Here is a 19772-nt window from a genome sequence, read left to right as displayed (position 1 = left end):
GGTACGGTCAAACACGGTCCGTGCCGGCCCGGCGGGCCGGCGGCAGGCAATGGCTTCGCGGCGGTCAGCCCCGGCGGTGCGTGAGCCGGTGCCACCAGTACTGGAGGGGGTGGGTGTGCGTGGGGTAGACCACCGACTTGCGGAAGAAAACTGCCCTTACGGCAAACACATAGAGCAGCAGGACGGCTAAAGTCAGCACGATCGAGGCAATCATGGCGCGCTCCTGTGGCAATGAACTGGCCCGCTTTCCATTCTAGGCCGTGCGCGCCTGTCTCGCCTCAGGCTCGGGCAAAGCGTGGTCAATGTGGCTTACGCGCCAGTCCGGCGGCCCGCCGGCGCTATTCAGCGCGTGCGCAGCAGTGCTTCGATTTCCTCCGCGGCGCGCCTGAGGGGCGGCAGGTGGTGGCGTAGCAGGTGCGCCGCGTCGCGGCTGCCCAGCACCATGCTGAAGCCCAGCCCGGCCACCACTTTGCCGGAGGCCGCGCGCAGCGGCACCGAGATGCCCGCGTAGCCGTCCACCAGTTCGCTGACCAGCGTGCAGTAGCCATCGCTGCGTACCTGCCTGAGCGTGCGCGCCAGCGCCGTGCGCGAACTGACCGTGAACGGCGTGAGCTTGCGCAATTGCGCCGTCGCGAGATAGACATCGAGCGCCGCGTCGTCCAGCCCCGCCAGCAGCACGCGGCCGAGCGAGTGCGCGTATGCCGGCATGCGGCGGCCAACTCCCATGTCGACGCGCAGCATCTGCTGCGGCTCCTCGCGGGCCACCAGCGTCACCGATTCGCCGTCGAGCACGCCCAGCGAACACGTCTCCCCGGCTTCCACCGCGAGCGCCTTCAGGTAGGGCCCGGCCAGCCGCGGCAGGTCCATCGAGGCAAAGTAGGCAAAGCCCAGGTCCATCACGCGCGGCGTGATGGAAAAGTCGCGGCCGTCCTGCGCCACGTATCCGTTGTGCTGCAGCGTCAGCAACAGGCGCCGCGCGGCTGCCCGGGTGACGTCGAGTTGCTCCGCCACTTCCTGCATGGTGAGGCTGCCCGTGCAGGAGGCGAACAGCCGGAGCAGCGCCAGGCCGTTGGTCAGCGAATCGAGCAGCTCTTCCTTTTTTTGCGGGCTTGCGTGGGGGTTGTCGGGGCTGATCATGGAATGGCGAGAGCGAAATAGCGGGATTTTAGTGCGCTAAGCGCACTTGCGCGAAGCCGGCATGACTCCGTATGATATGCGTTTTGCGAACAAATGTTCGCAAAACGCGGTCCGACTCACAACGAGAGACGACCGGCAAGAAGAACACGATGGAGACAGCCATGAAGGTGATCAGCGCGCAGCAGGCTGCTGCGCTCGTGCAATCCCAGTGGACCGTGGCCAGTGCCGGCTTCGTGGGCGCCGGCCATGCCGAAGCGGTGACGGACGCGCTGGAGCGGCGTTTCCTGGAAGCCGGCTTGCCGCGCGACCTGACGCTGGTGTATTCGGCGGGGCAGGGCGATCGCGGCGCGCGCGGGGTGAACCACTTCGGCAATGCCGGCATGACCGGCCGCATCGTCGGTGGCCACTGGCGCTCCGCCACGCGGCTGGCGGCGCTTGCGATGGCCGAGGAGTGCGAAGGCTACAACCTGCCGCAGGGCGTGCTGACGCACCTGTACCGCGCCATCGCCGGCGGCAAGCCCGGCGTGATGACCAAGATCGGCCTGCACACCTTCGTCGATCCGCGTACGGCGCGGGACAGCCGCTACCATGGCGGCGCCGTCAACCGCAGCGCACAGCAGGCGATTGCCGAAGGACGCGCGAACTGGGTCGAGGCGATCGATTTCCGCGGCGACGAATACCTGTTCTATCCGAGCTTCCCGATCCACTGCGCGCTGATCCGCTGCACCGCCGCCGACACCCGCGGCAACCTGAGCACGCACCGCGAGGCCTTCCACCACGAACTGCTGGCGCTGGCGCAGGCCGCCCACAACTCCGGCGGCATCGTGATCGCGCAGGTGGAATCGCTGGTGGATCACCACGACAACCTGCAGGCCATTCATGTGCCCGGCATCCTGGTCGATTACGTGGTGGTGAGTGAGGAGCCGGCGCATCACCAGATGACGTTCGCGGAGTCGTTCAATCCGGCTTACGTCACACCGTGGCAAGGCGAGGCGGCAAGCGCCGCCAGCGCGCCCGCGCCGGCGGCGCCAACCGTGCTCGACGCCCGCACCATCGTGCAGCGGCGCGCGGTGCTGGAACTGGCGCGCCGGCAGCCGCGCGTGGTCAACCTCGGCGTCGGCATGCCGGCAGCGGTCGGCATGCTGGCGGTGGAGGCCGGCGTCGACGGCTTCACGCTCACGGTGGAAGCCGGCCCGATCGGCGGCACGCCGGCGGACGGCCTCAGTTTCGGCGCCTCTGCCTATCCGGAGGCGGTGGTCGACCAGCCTGCGCAGTTTGATTTCTACGAGGGCGGCGGCATCGACCTGGCCATCCTCGGGCTGGCCGAGCTGGACGGGCATGGCAACGTCAACGTCAGCAAGTTCGGCGAAGGCAGCGAAGCTCTGATCGCCGGGGTCGGCGGCTTTATCAACATCACGCAGAGCGCCAAGGCAGTGGTCTTCGTCGGCACGCTCACCGCCGGCGGCCTGGAAGTCCGCGCCGAAGACGGCGCCTTGCGCATCGTGCGCGAAGGCCGCGTGAAGAAGATCGTGCCGCAGGTCTCGCACCTGAGCTTCAACGGCCCTTATGTGGCCTCGCTCGGCATCCCCGTGCTCTACATCACCGAGCGCGCTGTCTTTGAGATGCGCCCCGACGCCATCGGCGCGGAGCACCTGACCCTGATCGAGATCGCGCCGGGCATCGACCTGCAGCGCGATGTGCTGGACCAGTGCGCCACCGCGGTCGCCGTGGCGCCCGACCTGCGCACCATGGATGCGCGGCTGTTCCGCGCCGGTCCGCTGAGGCTCTGAGGCCGCTGGGTAGCTGCCCGATAACTAACGGCCGGCCATGACCGGTCATGGAGGAGGCCATCGAAGCTTTGTCCTGTCTTTCCCGTTGGTTTTGCCGGATCGCCGACGCGCGCGCAGGCTGTGAAGCCGGCACGCGTCATTGCTGGATTACGTTTCATACACATCATGCAGAAGACAAGCCGTCGTATTTTCTCGCGCCGCCTGGGCGCGGCCATCCTGGGCGTTTCGCTGCCGCTGTGCGCGCCGCAGGCCTTCGCGCAAGCCTATCCGTCCAAACCGATCCGCCTGGTGGTGCCGTTCCCGCCGGGCGGCCCGACCGATACCGCCGCGCGCATCATCGGCCAGAAGATGGGCGAATCGCTCAAGCAGACGGTGCTGGTGGACAACCGCCCGGGCGCTTCCGGCACGATCGGCGCGGAAGCCGTCGCCAAGAGCGCGCCGGATGGCTACACGCTGATGGTGCTGGCCACGCCCACGCTGCTGGCTCCGCACCTGATCAGCCGCAAGGGCTACGACATCTTCAAGGATTTCACGCCGATCGGTTCCGCCTACGACCTGCCCATCGTCATGGTGGTCAACCCGCAGGCCATGCCCGAAGTGACCGACCTGCAGCAATACATCGCCCGCGCCAAGGCCAAGCCCGGCGCGCTCAACTACACCAGCGCCGGCAATGGCAGCTTTGGCCACCTGTCCACCGAACTGCTCAAGAGCACCGGGCATTTCGACGTGCAGCACGTGCCGTACAAAGGCAGCGCGCCGGCGATCTCCGATCTGCTGGCGGGCCAGGTGCCGATGATGTTCTCCGACATGATCGCGGCGCTGCCGCACATCAAGGCCGGCAAGCTGCGGCCCATCGCCGTGGGCTCGGCCAGGCGCGTTAGCTTCACGCCCGATGTGAAGACGGTGGCGGAGCAGGGCTTCCCCGGCTTCGAGGCAACCGCCTGGGGCGGCCTGCTGGCCCCGGCCGGCACGCCCAAGGATGTGATTGCCAGGCTGTCGGCCGAACTGAAGGCCGCGCTGGCTGATCCGGTGGTGCAGGAAAAGCTGCTGGGCGCGGGCACGGTCGCGGCCTACCAGCCGCCCGAGCAACTGGCGGCGCGCATCCGTAACGACTACAAGAAGTGGGGCAAGGTGATCCAGGACAACGGCATCAGGGGTGACTGAGGCGACTGAGGTTAGTCTCCTGCAGCCGCCGGCCGGATCGGGTCGGTAGGGAAGGAAAGGCCGGGCACGCGGGGGTTGTCCGGCCTTTTTCTTTTCACTGCGCCGAAGGCCGGGACGGCACGGGTTTGTCCGCGCGCGGCTCGTCATCCAGGGCCGGATGGCCGGGCAGTATCTGGTGCACGAGCGCAACCAGCGCCTGCGCCGCTGGCGAGAGCGAACGCCCGGCCAGCGAGACCAGGCCATAGGCGGCCTTGAGATCGATGGCGGGCGTCACCTGCAGCGGCACCAGCGTGCCGCTTGCCTCCTCGGCGCTCATCATGGCCCGCGGTACCAGGCCGACCGCATCGGTGTTGAGGATCAGCGTGCGCAGCGTGTGCATGTCGTCGCAGGTCACGGTGAGCAGTTCGCGCGCGTCTTCGCCGGCTTCGGCGTGGATGCGGCCGCGGAAGAACTCCGCCACCCGCGCCGGGATGCGTGGCCCCGCCACGGGAAACGCCAGCAGCTCGGTCAGCGCGATCGCGCCGCACGCTGCCAGCGCATGGTCCCTGCGCACAAAGAAGCTGGTTTCGAGCGCGCGCAGCCGCTCGATGCGCAACTGGGGCTGCTCTTTCAGGCTCTGGCTTTCACCGACGAAGAAGTCCAGTTGCTCGGCTTTGAGCTTCTGCGCCATCGAGGGCGTGTCCGCGATCTCGATATCGATGCGCAGCTTTGGATAGCGTGCCAGCAGCGCCGTCAGCACCGGCTCCATCAGGAAGGCCGCGGCAAACGGCCCGAATCCCACGCTAACTTCACCCATCTCCACATCGCGCAGCAGATCGAGATCCCGCCGCAGTTCCCGGCCCTCGCGCAGCATGCGGCGCGCGCGCTCCAGCACGATGCTGCCGGAAGCCGTGGGCCGCGCCTTGCCGTAGCTGCGGTCCAGCAACTGGCTGCCGAACTCCGCTTCCAGGCCCTGGATGCTGCGCGACAGCGCCGGTTGCGACAGGTGCAGCACGGTGGCGGCACGCGCAAAGCTGCCTTGTTCGATCAGCGTGACGAAATGATGCAGGCGGCGCAGGCCCATGATTTTGCTTTTAATGCATGGAAAACTGAAAAATATTGCATTGGACGTATTTTCTCAAGTCGGTAAGCATGTCCCTCACCATTAAAAGAAGATTTCAGGAGACACAGATGATTCGACGCGCTTTTCTCGCGCTGGCCCTTGGCGGCACGTCCCTCATGACCTCCCATGCGATGGCGGACGCCTATCCGGTCAAGCCGCTGCGCGTGGTGGTGCCGTACGCGGCCGGCGGCGGCAGCGACATCGTGGCGCGTGCGTTAGGCGAAAAACTGAGCAAGAAGCTCGGCCAGCCCATCATTGTGGATAACAAGGCCGGTGCCTCCGGCATCATCGGCACCGATGCGGTGGCCAAGGCGGCGCCGGACGGCTACACGCTCCTGGTCACGATCACGCAATCGGTGCTGACCAACCAGTTCCTCTACAACAGGCTGCCCTACGACCCGCGCAAGGACCTGACCCTGGTCAATGTGATCGCCGATGCGCCGCTGGTGCTGGTCACCACACCGTCGCTGCCGGTCAGGTCGGTCAAGGAACTGGCTGATTACGGCCGCGCCCACAAGGGCAAGGTCAGCTACGCGTCCTGGGGCGTGGGCTCCTATCCGCACCTGGCTGGCGCCTACTTCAGCAAGGTCACGCACGGGGAGATGGTGCACGTGCCGTACAAGGGCGAAGCGCCCATGCTGCAGGACTTGCTGGGTGGCCAGGTGCAGTGGGCCGTGGCCAGCGTGCTGTCGGCCAAGCCTTACATCCAGAGCGGCAAGCTCAAGGCGATCGCGGTGACCGGTACGCAGCGCAGCCAGGTGCTGCCGGACCTGCCGACCTTCGCGGAAGCCGGCATGGACGACAACGCCTTCAAGGTGCTGGGCTGGATCGGCTTGCTGGCGCCGGTCGGCACGCCCGCGCCGGTGGTGGCGCGACTGGATGAAGAGGTGCGGGCGCTGATCCAGACGCCGGACATGCAGGCGCGCTTCTCCGCGCTTGGATTGCGTCCGGTGGGCAGCACGCCTGCCCAGTCGCAGGCCATCTTTGCGCGCGAGTGGCCGGTGTGGAAGACGCTGGTGGCGGAGTCGGGCGCGAAGCTGGACTGAGCAAGAAGGCAAAAAAAAGCGGGCCGCATGCGGTCAATGCATGCGGCCCGTTTTCAGCGGCGTAGCCGGCCAGCCGTCAGTTGCTGGCGGCGTTGCCCGGTTCGATCCTTGGCCCGCCGGCGGCGTGGCTGGCGTGCGTCAGCGGCAATACCTGTGCATCCTCCTGGTGCGCCGCGGCTGCCGCGAGGCCGGGGACCAGTCCCTGCAGCGAGCCGCCGGTCAGGCCCACCTCCTTCAGCAGCGAATCGATCAGCGGCGCATGCGCACGGTAGGACAGCGCGGCGGACATCGCCTGCTCGGCGAGATTGCCGTTGCCATTTCCATTCCCATTGCCTGCGTCGCCGGTGCCCGCCACGGCGCCGCCGCGGTTGAGGCCGTCGACTTGGATGATCTTGATGCCGTCGATCGCCTTCATCGGCTCCACGGTCTGCTGGATCACGCCCGGCAGCGCCTGCAGCAGCGCCAGCTTGAACTTCAGGCTGGTCTGGTCCGACGACAGCGCGTTGATGGCGTCGTTGAGCGCGCGCTGTGCCTCGGCTTCGGCCAGCCCCTTCTTGCGCGCCGCCTCGGCCAGTTCGACGATGGCGGTGGCCTGCATCTGCGCCGCCTCGCGCTCGGCGCGCGCCTGCGTGGTGACGTGCACGGCCTGGGTTTCGGCCTCCTGCGCGGCTTCGATCAGGGCCACCTGCTTGGCCCGGTCGGCTTCGGCGGTACGCCGCGTGGTCTCCACCATCTGCTCGGCCTTGACCGCTTCAGCCAGCGCCTCGTTGGCGCGGCCCTGCGCCTGCGATTGCGCTTCCGATTTGGCGGCGATCACGATGGCCTTTTCCTGCTCGGCGATCTCCGTTACCTTGGCCTGCTCGATGGCCGCCATCTGGGTAACGCGCTGCTGTTCGATCTCCTTGACCCGCACATCGCGCTCGGCCTCAACCTTGCGCGTGCGCACGGCCTGCTCGCGCTGGATCTCGGACTCCTGCACCTGGCGCTCGGCGGTGATGCGGCTTTGCTCGGCTTCCTGGCGGCGCTCCGCTTCGTAGGAGGCGATGCGCGCGTTCTGCTCGGCGGTGCGGGTTTTCACCTGCTGTTCCTGTTCGAGCTTCATGAACGATTCCTGCTGCTCGATCTCCAGCTTTTTGGCCAGCGCATCGCGGTTCTTCTCGCGCACCGAGACTTCGGTGTCCTGCTCGACTTCGTTGCGCTCCTTGCGGCGGCGCTCGGTTTCCTGCGTGAGCTTGGTCAGGCCCTCCGCGTCGAAAGCGTTGTTGGGGTCGAAGAACTCCTTCGAGGTCTGGTTGAAGTTGGTCAGCGACACGCTCTCCAGCTCCAGTCCGTTCTTGGTCAGGTCTTCGGCGACGGTGTTCTGCACCCCCTGCACGAACTGCTCGCGCGCGTCCTGCAGGTCCTGCATGCTCATCTGCGCCGCGGTGGAGCGCAGCGCATCAACGAACTTGTCGTCCACCAGCGCGCGCAGGCTCTCCGGCGCCAGCGTACGCTGGCCCAGCGTCTGGGCGGCGGTGGAGACGCCCTCCACGGTGGGTTTGACGCGCACAAAGAAGGCCACCACCACGTCGACCCGCATGCGGTCCTTGGTGATCAGGCTGTCGCGCGAGGCGCGGCTGACCTCCAGCTTGAGGGTGTTCATATTGATCGGGATGATTTCATGGAACACCGGCAGCACGATGGCGCCGCCGCTCATGATCACCTTTTGCCCGCCCAGGCCGGTACGCACGAAGGCGCGTTCGGCGGAGGCGCGCGTGTACAGGCGCGAGAAGATCAGGCCGATGATGCACAGGCCGATTACGCCGGCCAGGCCGACGACACCCCAGAAGATGATGGAATCCATATTGATTCAGACGCTCCTTGAAAACTTGGAAGAGACCGTGGAAAGACAAAGACGGCTGGCTGGCCGCACCCGCGGTGCCGCTACAGCAGGTCGGGCCGCGGGTTGACGATGGCGCGATACAAGGTGCCCGATGCGCGCGCGACGATCAGTACGGTTTCACCGCGTGGAAAGCGCTGGCCCGGCACATCCGGTTCGACCCGGATGTAATGCGGCTGGCCATACTCGTCCACCAGGCGCGCTTCCGCCGGATTGCCGCTGGAAGCCTCGCCGACGGTGACCTGCGCCACACGCCCGACGAAGTCGAGCTCGGAAACGGCGGACGACTCGTCCTGCGGGAAGTACTGCCCCACCAGGCCACCGGTCATGCGGACGAAGGGCAGGGCGCCCAGCGTGGCCAGCACGACCGCCACCGGCACCGGCAGCAGATGGCCGGCCGCCGCGGCCAGCACCCATTGCAGGACCAGGCCGACGATGGCGAAGCCCATCAGGAACAGGACCACCAGCATCAGCAGCGGCACGCGTCCCACATGCAGCCAGCCGAGGAACTGGCCGATCGCGCCCGCATCGGCCGCGCTGGCGTCGCTGTGGTCGATGGCGAAATGCGTGACGAGGAAGCTGTCGGCCTGCTGCGACAGGCCGAGGCCCAGCAGCAGGGCCAGCGCCTCCAGCACGCCGATCAATACCATCAGGCCAATCGCCACCACGAACGGGGCATTGCCCGGCAATAACAGCTGATTCATTTGGGTTCTTTTTGTGCTGAATCGGTCGGGATCGGCGTTTGTTGTCCGGTGCTCAGGAGCGGGTACCGTCGCGCCCGGCCTTCAGGCGCTCAAGCCGTTCGTTGATGCGCTGTTCCTTGTGCAGCGTTTCCAGCCGCTTCAGCAGGGTGGCGTCGGCGCCTGAACTGCCGACGCCGAGGCCGGCGACGCCCGTGGCGGCGGTCATGGCGCGGTTGAAACCTTGTTCGAGCTGCTCGGCGCGGACACCCGCGCCGGCCCCGGCAGGCGCGCTGCCGCTGCCGCCAGCGCGTTCGGCCACGGCGCGCGCGGCCACCATCCCGGCCAGCGCCTGTTCCATCTCGGCGCGCTTGGCGCGCAGGCCCAGCAGGTCGGTCTCGGTCGCCACGGACTTTTCCACCGCTTCCTGCAAACTGGCGTTGAGCGTGCCGAGCTGGTCCTCCAGGTCGATCTGGCGCTCGGTCCCCGCGCGCGCCGCGTCGTCGTCGCCGTGGTTGAGCGCAATCGTCACCTGCTCGTCGAGCCGCTCGATCTCGTTGTTGAGCCGCGCGATGGCCTTGGCGGCCTGGTGCTTGGCCGCCTCGTGCTGGCCGAGCCCGACCCGCGCCTGCGCGATCACCTCGTCGAACTCGCGCAGGTACTGCTCCAGCACAGCTTGCGGCGTACGGCTTTCCAGCGAGCTGACCAACGCGTGCACATTGGCGGTCAGCAGTCGTTTCACGCGGTTACCCAGGCCTTCTGTCGTCATGATGTGATTCCTCGGTGCAACGTTAAGACGCCGCGCAGCAAAGGCGGCGCAACAAGAAACGCGTTCAGTCAGGCTGCCGTGCGCTATGTATCAGTTTTGCCAGTTCTAACACTTCCGGTACGTAAGCGTCCAGTACGGCGGGATCATAGGCCGGGGTGCGCTGGGTCACCGCGAGGCGCAACAGGCCGAGCAGCATGCGCATGGCGCGGGCAGTGAGGCGAGCCTCCAGCTCCCTTGCCTGCGCCGGTGCCCGGTCGCCGGACGGCACGCCCGCGATCAGGCTGGCCATCAGTTCGGGCAATTGCATGGCCAGCATCGGGACGATTTCCGAGTGCTGCTGGTGCTCATGCTCCAGGGTTTGGGTGGCGTCGAGCAGGGGACGCAGCTGTTCGCGCAGGAGCGCGACGCAGCCGATGTAGTCGGACGAGCCGTCCGCGCGCCGGCGCGCGTCGGCCAGCAGGGCACGGATCTTGTCGCTGGGACTGCTGGCGCCCGGCAACTCGATGCCGGCCAGCCAGGCGAGGTCTTCTTCGGGAATGCGGACGGAGACGGTTTGCATCTGGTTCTGCCTGGTTCGGATCACTGGAACCAAGCATAGGTCACTCGCCACTCTTTGTATACGTTTGTAAACAAAAAATGACATTTCACCGGTCCAGCGTGGCGAGCGGCGGCGGCAGGCAGGACCTCAAGCGCGAGCGGCGGCGAATCGCTCGCCGCCACGCCGCAAAGCCAGGCCCGGTGCGACTCTTGGGCAAACCAGCCTTGCAAAGGCCGGGTTTGCCCCCCCCCCCCGCATAGCCATGGTGCCGTGCCCGCGTGACACGAAATTGAAATCCGCCCGGCCGAAACTGGCGTAGCCGCCACACTCGCACTACCCTTATCAGGGCTGCAAATGCTACAATCTAAGTCTTTGATTTACATGAGCTATTGATCTCGCGGCGGAATCGCCCTGCAGAGGCAAGGACAGACGACGGTTCGCGGCGGTCGCGCCAGCAGGGCGCGCACCATGCGGCCGGGCCTTAAATCCATGCGCAGATCTCCCCCGCTCGGTTCAAGACGCGTGTCCGTTGGCGCCGGGTTCGCCTCCTGCAAGACACGGAAACCATGACGACTACGACCACCGACCAGACCACCCCCGAGATCACCTTCGACAGCTTCGGCCTGGACGCCCGCATCCAGCGCGCATTGTCCGAGCAGGGCTACACCAAGCCCACGCCCATCCAGGAGCAGGCGATCCCCGTGGTCTTGCTCGGCAAGGACGTGATGGGCGCGGCGCAAACCGGCACCGGCAAGACCGCCGGCTTCGCGCTGCCGATCATCCAGCGGCTGCTGCCGATGGCCAATGCCAGCGCCTCGCCGGCGCGCCACCCGGTGCGTGCCCTGATGCTGACCCCCACGCGCGAACTGGCCGACCAGGTCTACGACAACGTGGCCCGCTACGCGCGCTTCACCGATCTGCGCAGCACGGTGGTGTTCGGCGGGGTCGACATGAACCCGCAAACCGATGCCTTGCGCCGCGGCGTGGAAATCCTGGTGGCCACCCCGGGCCGGCTGCTCGATCACGTGCAGCAGAAATCGGTGAACCTGTCGCAAGTGCAGATGCTGGTGCTGGACGAGGCCGACCGCATGCTCGACATGGGCTTCCTGCCCGACCTGCAGCGCATCATCAACCTGCTGCCGGCACAGCGCCAGACGCTGCTGTTCTCGGCCACCTTCTCGAACGAAATCAAGCGGCTGGCCGCCAGCTACCTGCGCGAGCCGGTCACCATCGAAGTGGCGCGCAGCAACTCGGCCAACGAGAACGTGCGCCAGACCGTGTTCCAGGTCGAAGACGGCCACAAGCAGGCCGCCGTGGTGCATCTGCTGAAGAAGCGCGCCGCCGAAGGCCTGTCGCGCCAGTGCATCGTCTTCGTCAACAGCAAGATCGGCTGCTCGCGCCTGGCGCGCCACCTGGAGCGCGAGGGCATCAACGCCGCCGCCATCCATGGCGACAAGACCCAGACCGAGCGCATGCAGACGCTCGATGGCTTCAAGCAAGGCAGTATCGATGCCCTGGTCGCCACCGACGTGGCGGCGCGCGGCCTCGATATTCCCGACATGCCGTGCGTGATCAACTTCGACCTGCCGTACAGCGCTGAAGACTACGTTCACCGTATCGGCCGTACCGGCCGTGCCGGCGCGAGCGGCGACGCGCTGTCGATTTACGTGCCGGGCGACGAGCGCCTGTTGGTCGATATCGAGAAGCTGCTCAAGCGCAGCATCCCGCGCACGCCGCTGGAGGGTTTCGATCCCACCGGTGCCAGCGCCCGTGCCGAGGAAGGCGACCGCCGCCGCGCACGCAGCAGCGACGTGCGCCGCCCGCGCGGCAATGGCGAGAGCGAGGAACCGCGTCCGCGCCGGAACGATCCGGCCAGCTCGCGCAACGCGTTCCGTCCGTCCGACGACTCTTTCTTCTCGCGTCCTTACGAGCCGAGCAGCAGCGCGATTGCCGCCCAGCCCGACGTGACGGATAGCAACGCCGCCGCCTTTGGCCGTGGCCGTCCGGCGCCCAAGCGGCAACTGGCGGCGCTGCTTGGCGGCGTGCCGCGCAAGTCCTGAGCCGGCCGGCGCGAAGCGTTTTGCCGCAGCCAACAAAAAAGCGCCCGAGGGCGCTTTTTTGTTGGCTGGACGTCAGGCTTGCACGGTGTGCGGTTGCGCGAAGCTCCGCCGGATTCAAGGCGCTGGAAGGCATACAGCTGGCCTTTACCTTTACGCAGGGGCAGGGTCAAACGCCAGTCTTGTATTCCTGCACGGTACCCGCCGCCAGGTTCCGCGGCAGCGCGGCCCAGCCCGCCGTGGCATCGCTCAGCCAGCTGTCCACCGATTGCGCGTGGCTCGCCAGCCCCAGGTGCGCGCCGGCCGTGCGCAGCGCCGCCAGCGGATCGAGCTCGTCGATGGCCTGCGCGCCGCTTTGCTTGCTGAGTTTCTCGCCGAGCGCGTTGGTCACCACCGGCACGTGCAGGTACGACGGTGTCGGCAGCCCCAGCAGATGCTGCAGGTGGATCTGCCGCGGCGTGGAATCGAGCAGGTCGGCGCCGCGCACGATATGCGTGATGCCCTGATGGCCATCGTCGACCACCACGGCCAGCTGGTAGGCCCACAAGCCGTCGGCGCGGCGCAGCACGAAGTCGCCAAGCTCGGTCGCCAGGTTCTGGCATTGTCGGCCTTGCCAGCGATCGTCGAAGCAGATCAGCGCGGCATCGCCGTCCGGCACCCGCACCCGCCAGGCGCGCGGCAGCTTGCCATGCAGGCCATCGCGGCAGGTGCCGGGATAGGCCAGGGTCTGGCGCCGTTCGCGCGCATGCAATAGCGAGTCCGCGATTTCCTTGCGCGAACAGCCGCAGGGATAAATCCGATGATCGGCGTCCAGCTTGCGTAGCGCCTCGGCATAGCGCGCCTCGTGCCGGCTCTGCCACTGCGGCGGCTCGTCCGGATGCAGGCTGAGGCGGGCCAGCGCCTGCAGGATCTGCAGGTCGGCGCCGCGCACGCAGCGGGGATAGTCGATGTCTTCGACGCGCACCAGCCAGCTCCCGCGATGGGCGCGGGCGTCAAGCCAGCTGGCCAGCGCGGTGACGAGCGACCCCATATGCAGCGGGCCGGTGGGGGAGGGGGCAAAACGGCCCCGGTAGCCGGGCACCGGGCTCGGGTGGGCGGACATGGCGGCGGCGCGTTAGTCGGGCTGGCCCGGCTGTTGTTGGAGCAGGGCTTGCGCCAGGCGCGGATCTTCCAGCTTGTTGGCCCACCATTGCAGCGCCTTGCCGCGCGTGCTGGTGCGCCAGGCCACCTTGAAATTGCCTGGGTTGCGCACTTCGAGGGTTTCGCGCGCCAGCAGCACGCCGCTCTCGATGAAGGGCTGCGCCATCGGCGCCGGCAGCCAGCCGCAGCCCAGCCCGCGGATCTGCGCCTCGAGCTTGTCGCGCATGGTGGGCACCACCAGCACGTCCTGTCCGGCGAGCACGCCATGGGTGCGGGCCGGCAGGTTGCGCGAGGTATCGCCCACCGCCACGATGCGATGCTTGGCGATCTGCAGGGTGGTCAGCGGACCCGGTTCGTTCGCCAGCGGATGATGCGCGGCCACAGCGAAGACAAAGGGCATGGTGCCCAGCGGGCGTACCTGGAAACCCTGGGTGCTCGGCGCATCGTAGGCGCCGCCGATCACCAGGTCGGCGCGGCTGCTGACCAGCGCATCCCAGGCACCGCCCAGCACCTCCTTGGCAAAGCGCAGCCGGGTGGCGGTGTTCTCGGTGTAGAAGTCGTGGATGACCGGCAGCAGGGCACGGAAGTTGATCAGGTCGTCCACCACGATGGTCAGCGTGGCTTCCCAGCCGGTGGCCAGCCGCTTGACGCGGCGGGCCAGGTCGTCCGCGGCGTGCAGCAGGTGGCGGCCCTCGTCCAGCAGGGCGCGTCCGGCGGGGGTGAGTTCGGCGCGGTGGCGGCGGCGGTCGAACAGCAGGACGTCCAGGTCCTCCTCCAGCTTGCGTACCACATAGGTAAGCGCCGAAGGCACTTTGCCCATCTCGTGCGCGGCGGCGGCAAAGCTGCCTTTGCGCTCGATGGCATCGAGAACTTCCAGGGATTCGAGAGAGAGTGCCATGTTCAGAAATTCTGAATGAATACTTCTAAGATCGTCCCGCCAAATATACGCCTGCCACCCTAAACTGCCTAGTATTGAAACGTAGTGCAAGGCCAGAGCTAGGTTTTAACCCAGCTGCTGCGCCGACAAGGCCTGAAGGAGGGCCGTCAAAATGATTGAAATCAGAAAGGCGGGCGAACGCGGTTTCGCGGATCATGGCTGGCTCAAGTCTTATCACACCTTTTCCTTCGCGGACTACTACGATCCCAAGCACGTCCAGTTCGGGCCGCTGCGCGTCATCAATGAGGACCGCGTCGCACCGGGCATGGGTTTCGGCACCCACGGCCACCGCGACATGGAAATCATCAGTTATGTGCTGGAAGGCGAACTGGCCCACAAGGACAGCATGGGCAACGGCAGCGTGATCCGCCCCGGCGATGTGCAGCGCATGAGCGCGGGGACCGGCGTGCGCCACTCGGAGTACAACCACGCCGCGCACGACACCACGCACTTCCTCCAGATCTGGATCCTGCCGGAGAAGGCCGATCTCGAGCCCGGCTACGAGGAAAGGCGCTTCGAGCCCGCGGAAAAGCGCGGCCGTCTGCGCCTGGTCGGCAGCCGGGACGGCGCCGAGGGCTCGGTGGTGATCCATCAGGACATGCGCCTGTATGCCGGCCTGTTCGACGGCGATGAATCCGCCACGCTGGCCCTGGCGCCAAAGCGGCGTGCCTACGTGCATGTGGCGCGCGGGCGCGTCACCGTCAACGGCAAGGCACTGGAGGCGGGCGATGCCGCGCAGCTGGAAGGGGCAGACGCGGTGGCCCTGACCCATGGCGATGGTGCCGAAGTGCTGGTGTTTGACCTGCCCTGAAGCGCCGCTTGAAGAGCACGCAGCCCGCCCGCCATGCCGGCGGGCTGCGGCGCTTTCTCTGGGCGGGTTTGCCGTGTGCTATCGTCTCGCTATAGATAAGCGACCGGGCCGGCACACGTGCCGCCTGGCGTGCCCTGGCCTTCGACATCCACTCCAGAGATGACTTTTGTATCTGTCCTCCTCGCGCTGATCGCCGAGCAGTTCCGCGCCCTGGGCCGCAACAATCCGATCTACGACATCGTGCGCGTGCTGGCCGAGCGGGCGGAGCACGCCTTCGACACCGGGCGCCCGCGCGATACGGCGCTGGCCTGGTTCACGGTGGTGCTGCCGCTGACGCTGACCGCCATGGTGGTGCACTACCTGCTGGCCTCCATCAGCGTGGCGCTCACGCTCGCCTGGAACGTCCTGCTGCTCTACCTGACCCTCGGTTTCCGGCAATTCAGCCACTTCTTCACCGATATCCACGAAGCGCTCAATCGCGACGATCTGCCGCGCGCCCGCGCGCTGCTGCACCAGTGGACCGGTCTCGAAACCCTTGAAATGCCTGTCACCGAGATCGTGCGGCATACGCTGGAAGCCGCCATCGTGGCGGTCCACCGGCATGTGTTCGGCGTGTTCTTCTGGTTCCTGGTGCCGATCGGCCCGGGTGGTGTCATCTTGTACCGCATCGCCGAATACCTCGCGCGCCACTGGAACCTGCCTTCCACCGAGCGCAGCCCCGCGCTGGGGCGGTTTGCCGCGCGGGCCTTCTACCTGCTGGACTGGATCCCCTCGCGGCTGACCGCGGTCGGTTTTGCCATCGTCGGTAATTTCGAGGATGCGGTCTATGCCTGGCGCAACCACGCGCGCAAGTGGAACGATGCCGTCAACGGCATCCTGCTCGCCAGTGGCGGCGGCGCGCTTGGCGTGCGCCTGGGCGCGCCGCTGGCCGAGGAGGATTCCACCGTGGTGCTGCGCACCAGCCTGGCCGGCCCGGCCATCGACTATGCGCCCGGCATGGAAGACGACAGCGAGCCTGAGCCGGCCGCGCCTGAATTCGGCATGGAGCCGAACGTGCGTACGCTGCAATCGGCGATTGGGCTGGTGTGGCGTGCCGTGGTGCTGTGGATGCTGCTGCTGGCGATGCTGTCGCTGGCGCTCTGGGTCGGCTGAGCCGGATTGCCATCCCGCTATCGCCAACGCCCGCGCTTGCCGCGGGCGTTTTGTTGGGTGCGCTCTTTTGTGCGCCTATGTACTCTTATGCGCGCTAAGGCTGCCGCGGCGCCCCGCATTGCCAGCACGAATTGAACTGCGCTTCGTGCCATTCCCCGCATGACAGGCATTGCCACCGTGGCCCCGGCTCCGGATTGGCCGCCGCGCGCAATACCGCCCAGGCCTGGGTTTCCATTTCGTCATCGATCAGCCAGACCTGCGGTGCGCTCTCGCGAAACGGGATATCGCCCATCGCGCCGGCCAGCCAGGTATTGCGCATTTCGGCACGGATGCCAGCGGCTTCCAGCAAGTTCTGGCAGTGTGCCGCATGGACTAGGGAAGGGGTCGAGAGCAGTAGTTTCATGGGGATCGGGCATGCCGTTGCAGGCACGCCCGATCACCTTACCACGGCTTTTGCTGGCGGGATTCGTGCAGCAGTTGCGTGTAGAGCTGGTGGCGCCGTCCGGAGATCTCGCCCGCCTTCATCGATTCCAGCACGCCGCAGCCGGGCTCGTTGATGTGATGGCAGTTGTAGAAGCGGCACTCGGTCAGGCGCGGACGGAATTCCGGGAAGGCACGCTCCAGCATGCCTTCGCTCAGGTGATGCAGGCCGAATTCCTGGAAGCCCGGCGAATCGATCAGGCAGCCACGCTGGCGGGCCTGGGGATCATTGCTTTCGCCATCCATGGTTGCGTCGCCATCCACGCTGGCCGGCAGGTGGTAGAGGCGGGTAAAGGTGGTGGTGTGCTTGCCCGAATCCAGCTTGGCCGAGATTTCCCGCGTCTGCGCTTCCACGCCGGGGATCAGCAGGTTCAGCAGCGAGGACTTGCCCATGCCCGACTGGCCGATCAGGATGCTGGCGCGGTGCGCCAGTTGCGGGCGCAGTTGCGCCAGCGTATCTTCCGGCGAGCCGTGCACGGACAGGAACAGCGTCTCGTAGCCCAGCTCCTGGTATAGCGCCAGCCGGCCGCGGGCTTCTTCCAGCCGCTCGGTCAGGTCGATCTTGTTGAGGATGATCAGCGGCCGGATGCCGAGCGCCTCGGCCGACACCAGCGCACGCCCGAGCAGGTCTTCCGAGAAGCCCGGCTCGGTCGCCAGCACGATGACCACCTGGTCGATATTGGCCGCCAGCAGCTTGGACTTGAACTGGTCGGAGCGGTGCAGCAGGTTCTTGCGCGGCTTGAAGCCGGTGATCACGCACTGGTCGGAGGCGGCGCGCTCGATGGTGACGCGGTCGCCCACCGCGCACTCGCTGCGCTTGCCGCGCGGGAAGCCGTGCAGGCGGCTGCCGTCGTCCAGCTCGATCACATAGTGGCGGCCGTGCGCGGCGACGATCAGCGCCTCTTCGGCGGCGGCGCCATTGGCGTTGGCTTTGGCAGCGCTTGCGGCGCGCTGCGGGCCTCCCCGGGCGGCGCGGCTCATGCCTGCGCCAGCAGGCGGTCGATCCGCTGTGCCGCTGGTGGGTGCGAGTAGTAGAACGCGCTGTAGATCGGGTCGGGCGTCAAGGTGGAGGCGTTGTCCTTGTAGAGCTTGACCAGTGCCGAGACCAGGTGGCCGGCATCGGTCTGGCCGGCGGCGAAGGCATCGGCCTCGAACTCGTGGCGGCGCGAGGTCTGGCTGGCCAGCGGCCCCAGCAGGAAGGTGAAAACAGGCAGCGTCAGGAAGAACAGCACCAGGGCAAGCGCATGGTTGGTGGTGCCGAGATTGGGCAGCACGCCCAGGCCCGTGTAGAACCAGGTACGGCTGGCCAGCCAGCCCAGCGCGGCCAGGAAGGCCAGGCTCAGCGCGAAGCTCACCAGCATGCCCTTGAGGATATGGCGGCGCTTGAAGTGGCCGAGCTCGTGCGCGAGCACGGCTTCGATCTCGTCGTCGGCCAGGCGCTCCATCAGGGTGTCGAAGAAGACGATGCGCTTGGCGGCGCCGAAACCGGTGAAGTACGCGTTACCGTGCGCGCTGCGCTTGCTGCCGTCCATCACAAACAGGCCACGGCTGCGGAAGCCGCATTTTTCCAGCAGGCGCTTGATGCGCGCTTCCAGCGTGGCGTTGGCGAGCGGCTCGAAGCGGTTGAACATGGGCATGATCACCGAGGGCGCAATCATCTGCACGAAGATCGTGAAGGCGATCCACGTCAGCCACGTCCATACCCACCAGTATTGCCCCATATGTTCCATGAGCCACAGGACGGCAAGCAACAGCGGCAGGCCCAGCGCGCAGCCGACGACGGCCATCTTGGCCAGGTCGGCCAGGTAGAGCTTCCAGCTCATGCGGTTGAAGCCAAAGCGCTGCTCGATGCCGAACTGGCCATAGAGCGAGAAGGGCAGGTCGACCAGCCCGCCGATCACGGCCACGCTGCCGACCAGCGCCACGCTGTAGGCATAGCCCGGGCCGAAGGTGCCGAGCCAGAACTGGTTGATCCACTGCAGCCCGCCCAGCATGGTCAGGACGATCAGCAGGCCGGCGCCGGCCAGCACTTCCAGCATCGACAGCCGGGTGCGGGCGATGGTGTAGTCGGCCGCCTTCTGGTGCGAGGACAGCGTGATGCTGTCGGCAAAGCGGCTGGGTACCGCATGACGGTGTTGCGCCACATGGCGCACCTGGCGGGCTGCCAGCCAGAGCTTGGTCAGCACCATCAGCATCAGGGCGGCTAGGAACAGAAACGTGAACATCGGGCAGAGCCTTGTCGTGTAAAGCCGTCGCGTACGCGGGGGCGGCCGGATCGCCGGAGCGGGTGCCGGACCGCTTTGGAACCGGGAGCGGCAGCGGATATGCGAGAATTATAAGTTGTTCGCGCCCTCCGACCGTGTTTGTCATCGGGAACTCGGGCGCGCCTTCTTCTTTGCCTCTCCTTCGATTGCAGTCCAGATGACCAGCCAAAATACCCACGTGCCCAGCGGCGCCAAATCCGTCAAGAGCGAAAACAACCTGATCTGGCTGGACATGGAGATGACCGGCCTGATGCCGGACACGGACCGCATCATCGAGATTGCCATCGTCGTGACCGACTCCGAGCTCAATATCCTGGCCGAAGGCCCGGTGCTGGTGATCCACCAGGAAGATGCCGTGCTCGACGGCATGGACAACTGGAACAAGGGCACCCATGGCCGCTCGGGCCTGATCGACAAGGTCAAGGCCTCGACCCTGACCGAAGCCCAGGCCGAGGCCGAGCTGCTGGCCTTCCTCAAGCGCTGGGTGCCGGCCGGCAAGTCGCCCATGTGCGGCAACTCGATCTGCCAGGACCGCCGCTTCATGGCGCGCTACATGCCCAAGCTGGAGGCGTTCTTCCACTACCGCAACCTCGACGTGTCCACGCTGAAGGAACTGTGCAAGCGCTGGGAGCCGGCCATCCACAAGGGTTTCGTCAAGCGCCAACTGCACACCGCGCTGGCCGATATCCTGGAGTCGGTGGAAGAGCTGCGTTACTACCGCACCCACTTTATCCGCCATTCCGCGCCGGCGGCAGCGGCAGCGGGCGAAGCGCCCGCCGCGCCCGAGGCTCCGGCCGCTCCGGCCGCCTGATCCGCACCATCCAAC

General features: G+C 66.8%; 19 protein-coding genes. 7 read left to right on the top strand and 12 right to left on the bottom strand.

Features of this window, described 5'->3' with window-relative positions; genetic code table 11:
• Window positions 1-64: 64 nt before the first annotated feature.
• Both AC1DKD_RS04675 and AC1DKD_RS04670 read right to left on the bottom strand, forming a co-directional pair.
• Window positions 65-214, bottom strand: a complete 150-nt coding sequence (locus AC1DKD_RS04675) for a hypothetical protein (RefSeq protein ID WP_160172222.1) — start codon at window positions 212-214, stop codon at window positions 65-67.
• A gap of 128 nt (window positions 215-342) precedes the next feature.
• Window positions 343-1137, bottom strand: coding sequence for an IclR family transcriptional regulator domain-containing protein (locus AC1DKD_RS04670; protein ID WP_441626930.1), 795 nt, complete (start codon window positions 1135-1137; stop codon window positions 343-345).
• A 161-nt stretch (window positions 1138-1298) separates the two neighbouring features.
• On the opposite strand from AC1DKD_RS04670, the gene AC1DKD_RS04665 reads away from it, so the two are divergent.
• Entirely contained in the window at window positions 1299-2927 is a 1629-nt protein-coding gene (locus AC1DKD_RS04665; RefSeq protein ID WP_441626928.1) for an acyl CoA:acetate/3-ketoacid CoA transferase, read from the top strand.
• Between the two features lie 165 nt (window positions 2928-3092).
• On the top strand, window positions 3093-4091 hold the full coding sequence (locus AC1DKD_RS04660) for a Bug family tripartite tricarboxylate transporter substrate binding protein (protein WP_441626926.1): 999 nt from the start codon (window positions 3093-3095) through the stop codon (window positions 4089-4091).
• A gap of 94 nt (window positions 4092-4185) precedes the next feature.
• On the opposite strand, the gene AC1DKD_RS04655 is transcribed toward AC1DKD_RS04660, so the two are convergent.
• Entirely contained in the window at window positions 4186-5154 is a 969-nt protein-coding gene (locus tag AC1DKD_RS04655) for a LysR family transcriptional regulator (protein ID WP_441626924.1), read from the bottom strand.
• Window positions 5155-5261: 107 nt separating this feature from the next.
• On the opposite strand from AC1DKD_RS04655, the gene AC1DKD_RS04650 reads away from it, so the two are divergent.
• Window positions 5262-6239 (top strand): Bug family tripartite tricarboxylate transporter substrate binding protein, encoded by a 978-nt coding sequence (locus tag AC1DKD_RS04650; RefSeq protein WP_477102277.1) that lies wholly within the window; start codon window positions 5262-5264, stop codon window positions 6237-6239.
• 76 nt (window positions 6240-6315) lie between these two features.
• Here the strand turns inward: AC1DKD_RS04650 and AC1DKD_RS04645 are convergent, their stop codons facing one another.
• The 4 genes from AC1DKD_RS04645 to AC1DKD_RS04630 all read right to left on the bottom strand — a co-directional run bounded on the left by AC1DKD_RS04645 (window position 6316) and on the right by AC1DKD_RS04630 (window position 10126).
• On the bottom strand, window positions 6316-8082 hold the full coding sequence (locus tag AC1DKD_RS04645; protein ID WP_477111516.1) for a flotillin family protein: 1767 nt from the start codon (window positions 8080-8082) through the stop codon (window positions 6316-6318).
• An 80-nt stretch (window positions 8083-8162) separates the two neighbouring features.
• The gene (locus AC1DKD_RS04640) at window positions 8163-8822 is read right to left on the bottom strand and encodes an OB-fold-containig protein (RefSeq protein WP_441626918.1); all 660 of its coding nucleotides are present in this window, start codon (window positions 8820-8822) and stop codon (window positions 8163-8165) included.
• Window positions 8823-8874: 52 nt separating this feature from the next.
• Complete coding sequence (locus AC1DKD_RS04635) at window positions 8875-9567, bottom strand: PspA/IM30 family protein (RefSeq protein ID WP_477111515.1); 693 nt, start codon at window positions 9565-9567, stop codon at window positions 8875-8877.
• A gap of 64 nt (window positions 9568-9631) precedes the next feature.
• On the bottom strand, window positions 9632-10126 hold the full coding sequence (locus tag AC1DKD_RS04630) for a hypothetical protein (protein ID WP_441626914.1): 495 nt from the start codon (window positions 10124-10126) through the stop codon (window positions 9632-9634).
• A gap of 545 nt (window positions 10127-10671) precedes the next feature.
• On the opposite strand from AC1DKD_RS04630, the gene AC1DKD_RS04625 reads away from it, so the two are divergent.
• Window positions 10672-12165, top strand: coding sequence for a DEAD/DEAH box helicase (locus tag AC1DKD_RS04625; protein WP_441626912.1), 1494 nt, complete (start codon window positions 10672-10674; stop codon window positions 12163-12165).
• A 166-nt stretch (window positions 12166-12331) separates the two neighbouring features.
• Here AC1DKD_RS04625 and gluQRS read toward each other — a convergent pair whose 3' ends face one another.
• The gene (gene gluQRS / locus AC1DKD_RS04620) at window positions 12332-13264 is read right to left on the bottom strand and encodes a tRNA glutamyl-Q(34) synthetase GluQRS (RefSeq protein WP_441626910.1); all 933 of its coding nucleotides are present in this window, start codon (window positions 13262-13264) and stop codon (window positions 12332-12334) included.
• A 12-nt stretch (window positions 13265-13276) separates the two neighbouring features.
• A complete protein-coding gene (locus tag AC1DKD_RS04615; RefSeq protein ID WP_035869784.1) occupies window positions 13277-14200 on the bottom strand; it encodes a LysR family transcriptional regulator in 924 nt (307 codons plus the stop codon).
• 151 nt (window positions 14201-14351) lie between these two features.
• On the opposite strand from AC1DKD_RS04615, the gene AC1DKD_RS04610 reads away from it, so the two are divergent.
• The gene (locus AC1DKD_RS04610; protein WP_477111514.1) at window positions 14352-15050 is read left to right on the top strand and encodes a pirin family protein; all 699 of its coding nucleotides are present in this window, start codon (window positions 14352-14354) and stop codon (window positions 15048-15050) included.
• Window positions 15051-15209: 159 nt separating this feature from the next.
• The gene (locus AC1DKD_RS04605; protein ID WP_441626906.1) at window positions 15210-16202 is read left to right on the top strand and encodes a CobD/CbiB family protein; all 993 of its coding nucleotides are present in this window, start codon (window positions 15210-15212) and stop codon (window positions 16200-16202) included.
• Window positions 16203-16296: 94 nt separating this feature from the next.
• Here the strand turns inward: AC1DKD_RS04605 and AC1DKD_RS04600 are convergent, their stop codons facing one another.
• Genes AC1DKD_RS04600 through AC1DKD_RS04590 form a run of 3 tightly spaced genes read right to left on the bottom strand, consistent with a single transcriptional unit; the run spans window position 16297 to window position 18907 of the window.
• Window positions 16297-16605 (bottom strand): putative signal transducing protein, encoded by a 309-nt coding sequence (locus tag AC1DKD_RS04600; RefSeq protein WP_441626904.1) that lies wholly within the window; start codon window positions 16603-16605, stop codon window positions 16297-16299.
• A 38-nt stretch (window positions 16606-16643) separates the two neighbouring features.
• On the bottom strand, window positions 16644-17663 hold the full coding sequence (rsgA, locus tag AC1DKD_RS04595) for a ribosome small subunit-dependent GTPase A (protein ID WP_441626902.1): 1020 nt from the start codon (window positions 17661-17663) through the stop codon (window positions 16644-16646).
• Entirely contained in the window at window positions 17660-18907 is a 1248-nt protein-coding gene (locus AC1DKD_RS04590; RefSeq protein ID WP_441626900.1) for a M48 family metallopeptidase, read from the bottom strand. The genes rsgA and AC1DKD_RS04590 overlap by 4 nt, the downstream gene beginning before the upstream one ends.
• Window positions 18908-19103: 196 nt before the next feature.
• On the opposite strand from AC1DKD_RS04590, the gene orn reads away from it, so the two are divergent.
• Window positions 19104-19757 carry an oligoribonuclease gene (gene orn / locus AC1DKD_RS04585; RefSeq protein ID WP_441626898.1) on the top strand — a complete coding sequence of 218 codons (654 nt, stop codon included), beginning with the start codon at window positions 19104-19106 and terminating at the stop codon, window positions 19755-19757.
• Window positions 19758-19772 lie beyond the last annotated feature (15 nt).

The sequence above is a fragment of the Cupriavidus sp. 05T313 genome, assembly GCF_056396665.1.
Note: the sequence above shows the minus strand (reverse complement) of the source record. Positions and strands in the feature narration are given on the sequence as shown.

Coding starts and splice junctions, on each gene's coding strand:
- AC1DKD_RS04670 (WP_441626930.1), bottom strand. CDS start 1,137: ATGATCAGCCCCGACAACCCCCACGCAAGCCCGCAAAAAAAGGAAGAG.
- AC1DKD_RS04675 (WP_160172222.1), bottom strand. CDS start 214: ATGATTGCCTCGATCGTGCTGACTTTAGCCGTCCTGCTGCTCTATGTG.
- rsgA (WP_441626902.1), bottom strand. CDS start 17,663: ATGAGCCGCGCCGCCCGGGGAGGCCCGCAGCGCGCCGCAAGCGCTGCC.
- AC1DKD_RS04600 (WP_441626904.1), bottom strand. CDS start 16,605: ATGAAACTACTGCTCTCGACCCCTTCCCTAGTCCATGCGGCACACTGC.
- AC1DKD_RS04640 (WP_441626918.1), bottom strand. CDS start 8,822: ATGAATCAGCTGTTATTGCCGGGCAATGCCCCGTTCGTGGTGGCGATT.
- AC1DKD_RS04665 (WP_441626928.1), top strand. CDS start 1,299: ATGAAGGTGATCAGCGCGCAGCAGGCTGCTGCGCTCGTGCAATCCCAG.
- AC1DKD_RS04610 (WP_477111514.1), top strand. CDS start 14,352: ATGATTGAAATCAGAAAGGCGGGCGAACGCGGTTTCGCGGATCATGGC.
- AC1DKD_RS04590 (WP_441626900.1), bottom strand. CDS start 18,907: ATGTTCACGTTTCTGTTCCTAGCCGCCCTGATGCTGATGGTGCTGACC.
- orn (WP_441626898.1), top strand. CDS start 19,104: ATGACCAGCCAAAATACCCACGTGCCCAGCGGCGCCAAATCCGTCAAG.
- AC1DKD_RS04645 (WP_477111516.1), bottom strand. CDS start 8,082: ATGGATTCCATCATCTTCTGGGGTGTCGTCGGCCTGGCCGGCGTAATC.
- AC1DKD_RS04605 (WP_441626906.1), top strand. CDS start 15,210: ATGACTTTTGTATCTGTCCTCCTCGCGCTGATCGCCGAGCAGTTCCGC.
- AC1DKD_RS04660 (WP_441626926.1), top strand. CDS start 3,093: ATGCAGAAGACAAGCCGTCGTATTTTCTCGCGCCGCCTGGGCGCGGCC.
- AC1DKD_RS04625 (WP_441626912.1), top strand. CDS start 10,672: ATGACGACTACGACCACCGACCAGACCACCCCCGAGATCACCTTCGAC.
- AC1DKD_RS04630 (WP_441626914.1), bottom strand. CDS start 10,126: ATGCAAACCGTCTCCGTCCGCATTCCCGAAGAAGACCTCGCCTGGCTG.
- AC1DKD_RS04655 (WP_441626924.1), bottom strand. CDS start 5,154: ATGGGCCTGCGCCGCCTGCATCATTTCGTCACGCTGATCGAACAAGGC.
- AC1DKD_RS04615 (WP_035869784.1), bottom strand. CDS start 14,200: ATGGCACTCTCTCTCGAATCCCTGGAAGTTCTCGATGCCATCGAGCGC.
- AC1DKD_RS04650 (WP_477102277.1), top strand. CDS start 5,262: ATGATTCGACGCGCTTTTCTCGCGCTGGCCCTTGGCGGCACGTCCCTC.
- gluQRS (WP_441626910.1), bottom strand. CDS start 13,264: ATGTCCGCCCACCCGAGCCCGGTGCCCGGCTACCGGGGCCGTTTTGCC.
- AC1DKD_RS04635 (WP_477111515.1), bottom strand. CDS start 9,567: ATGACGACAGAAGGCCTGGGTAACCGCGTGAAACGACTGCTGACCGCC.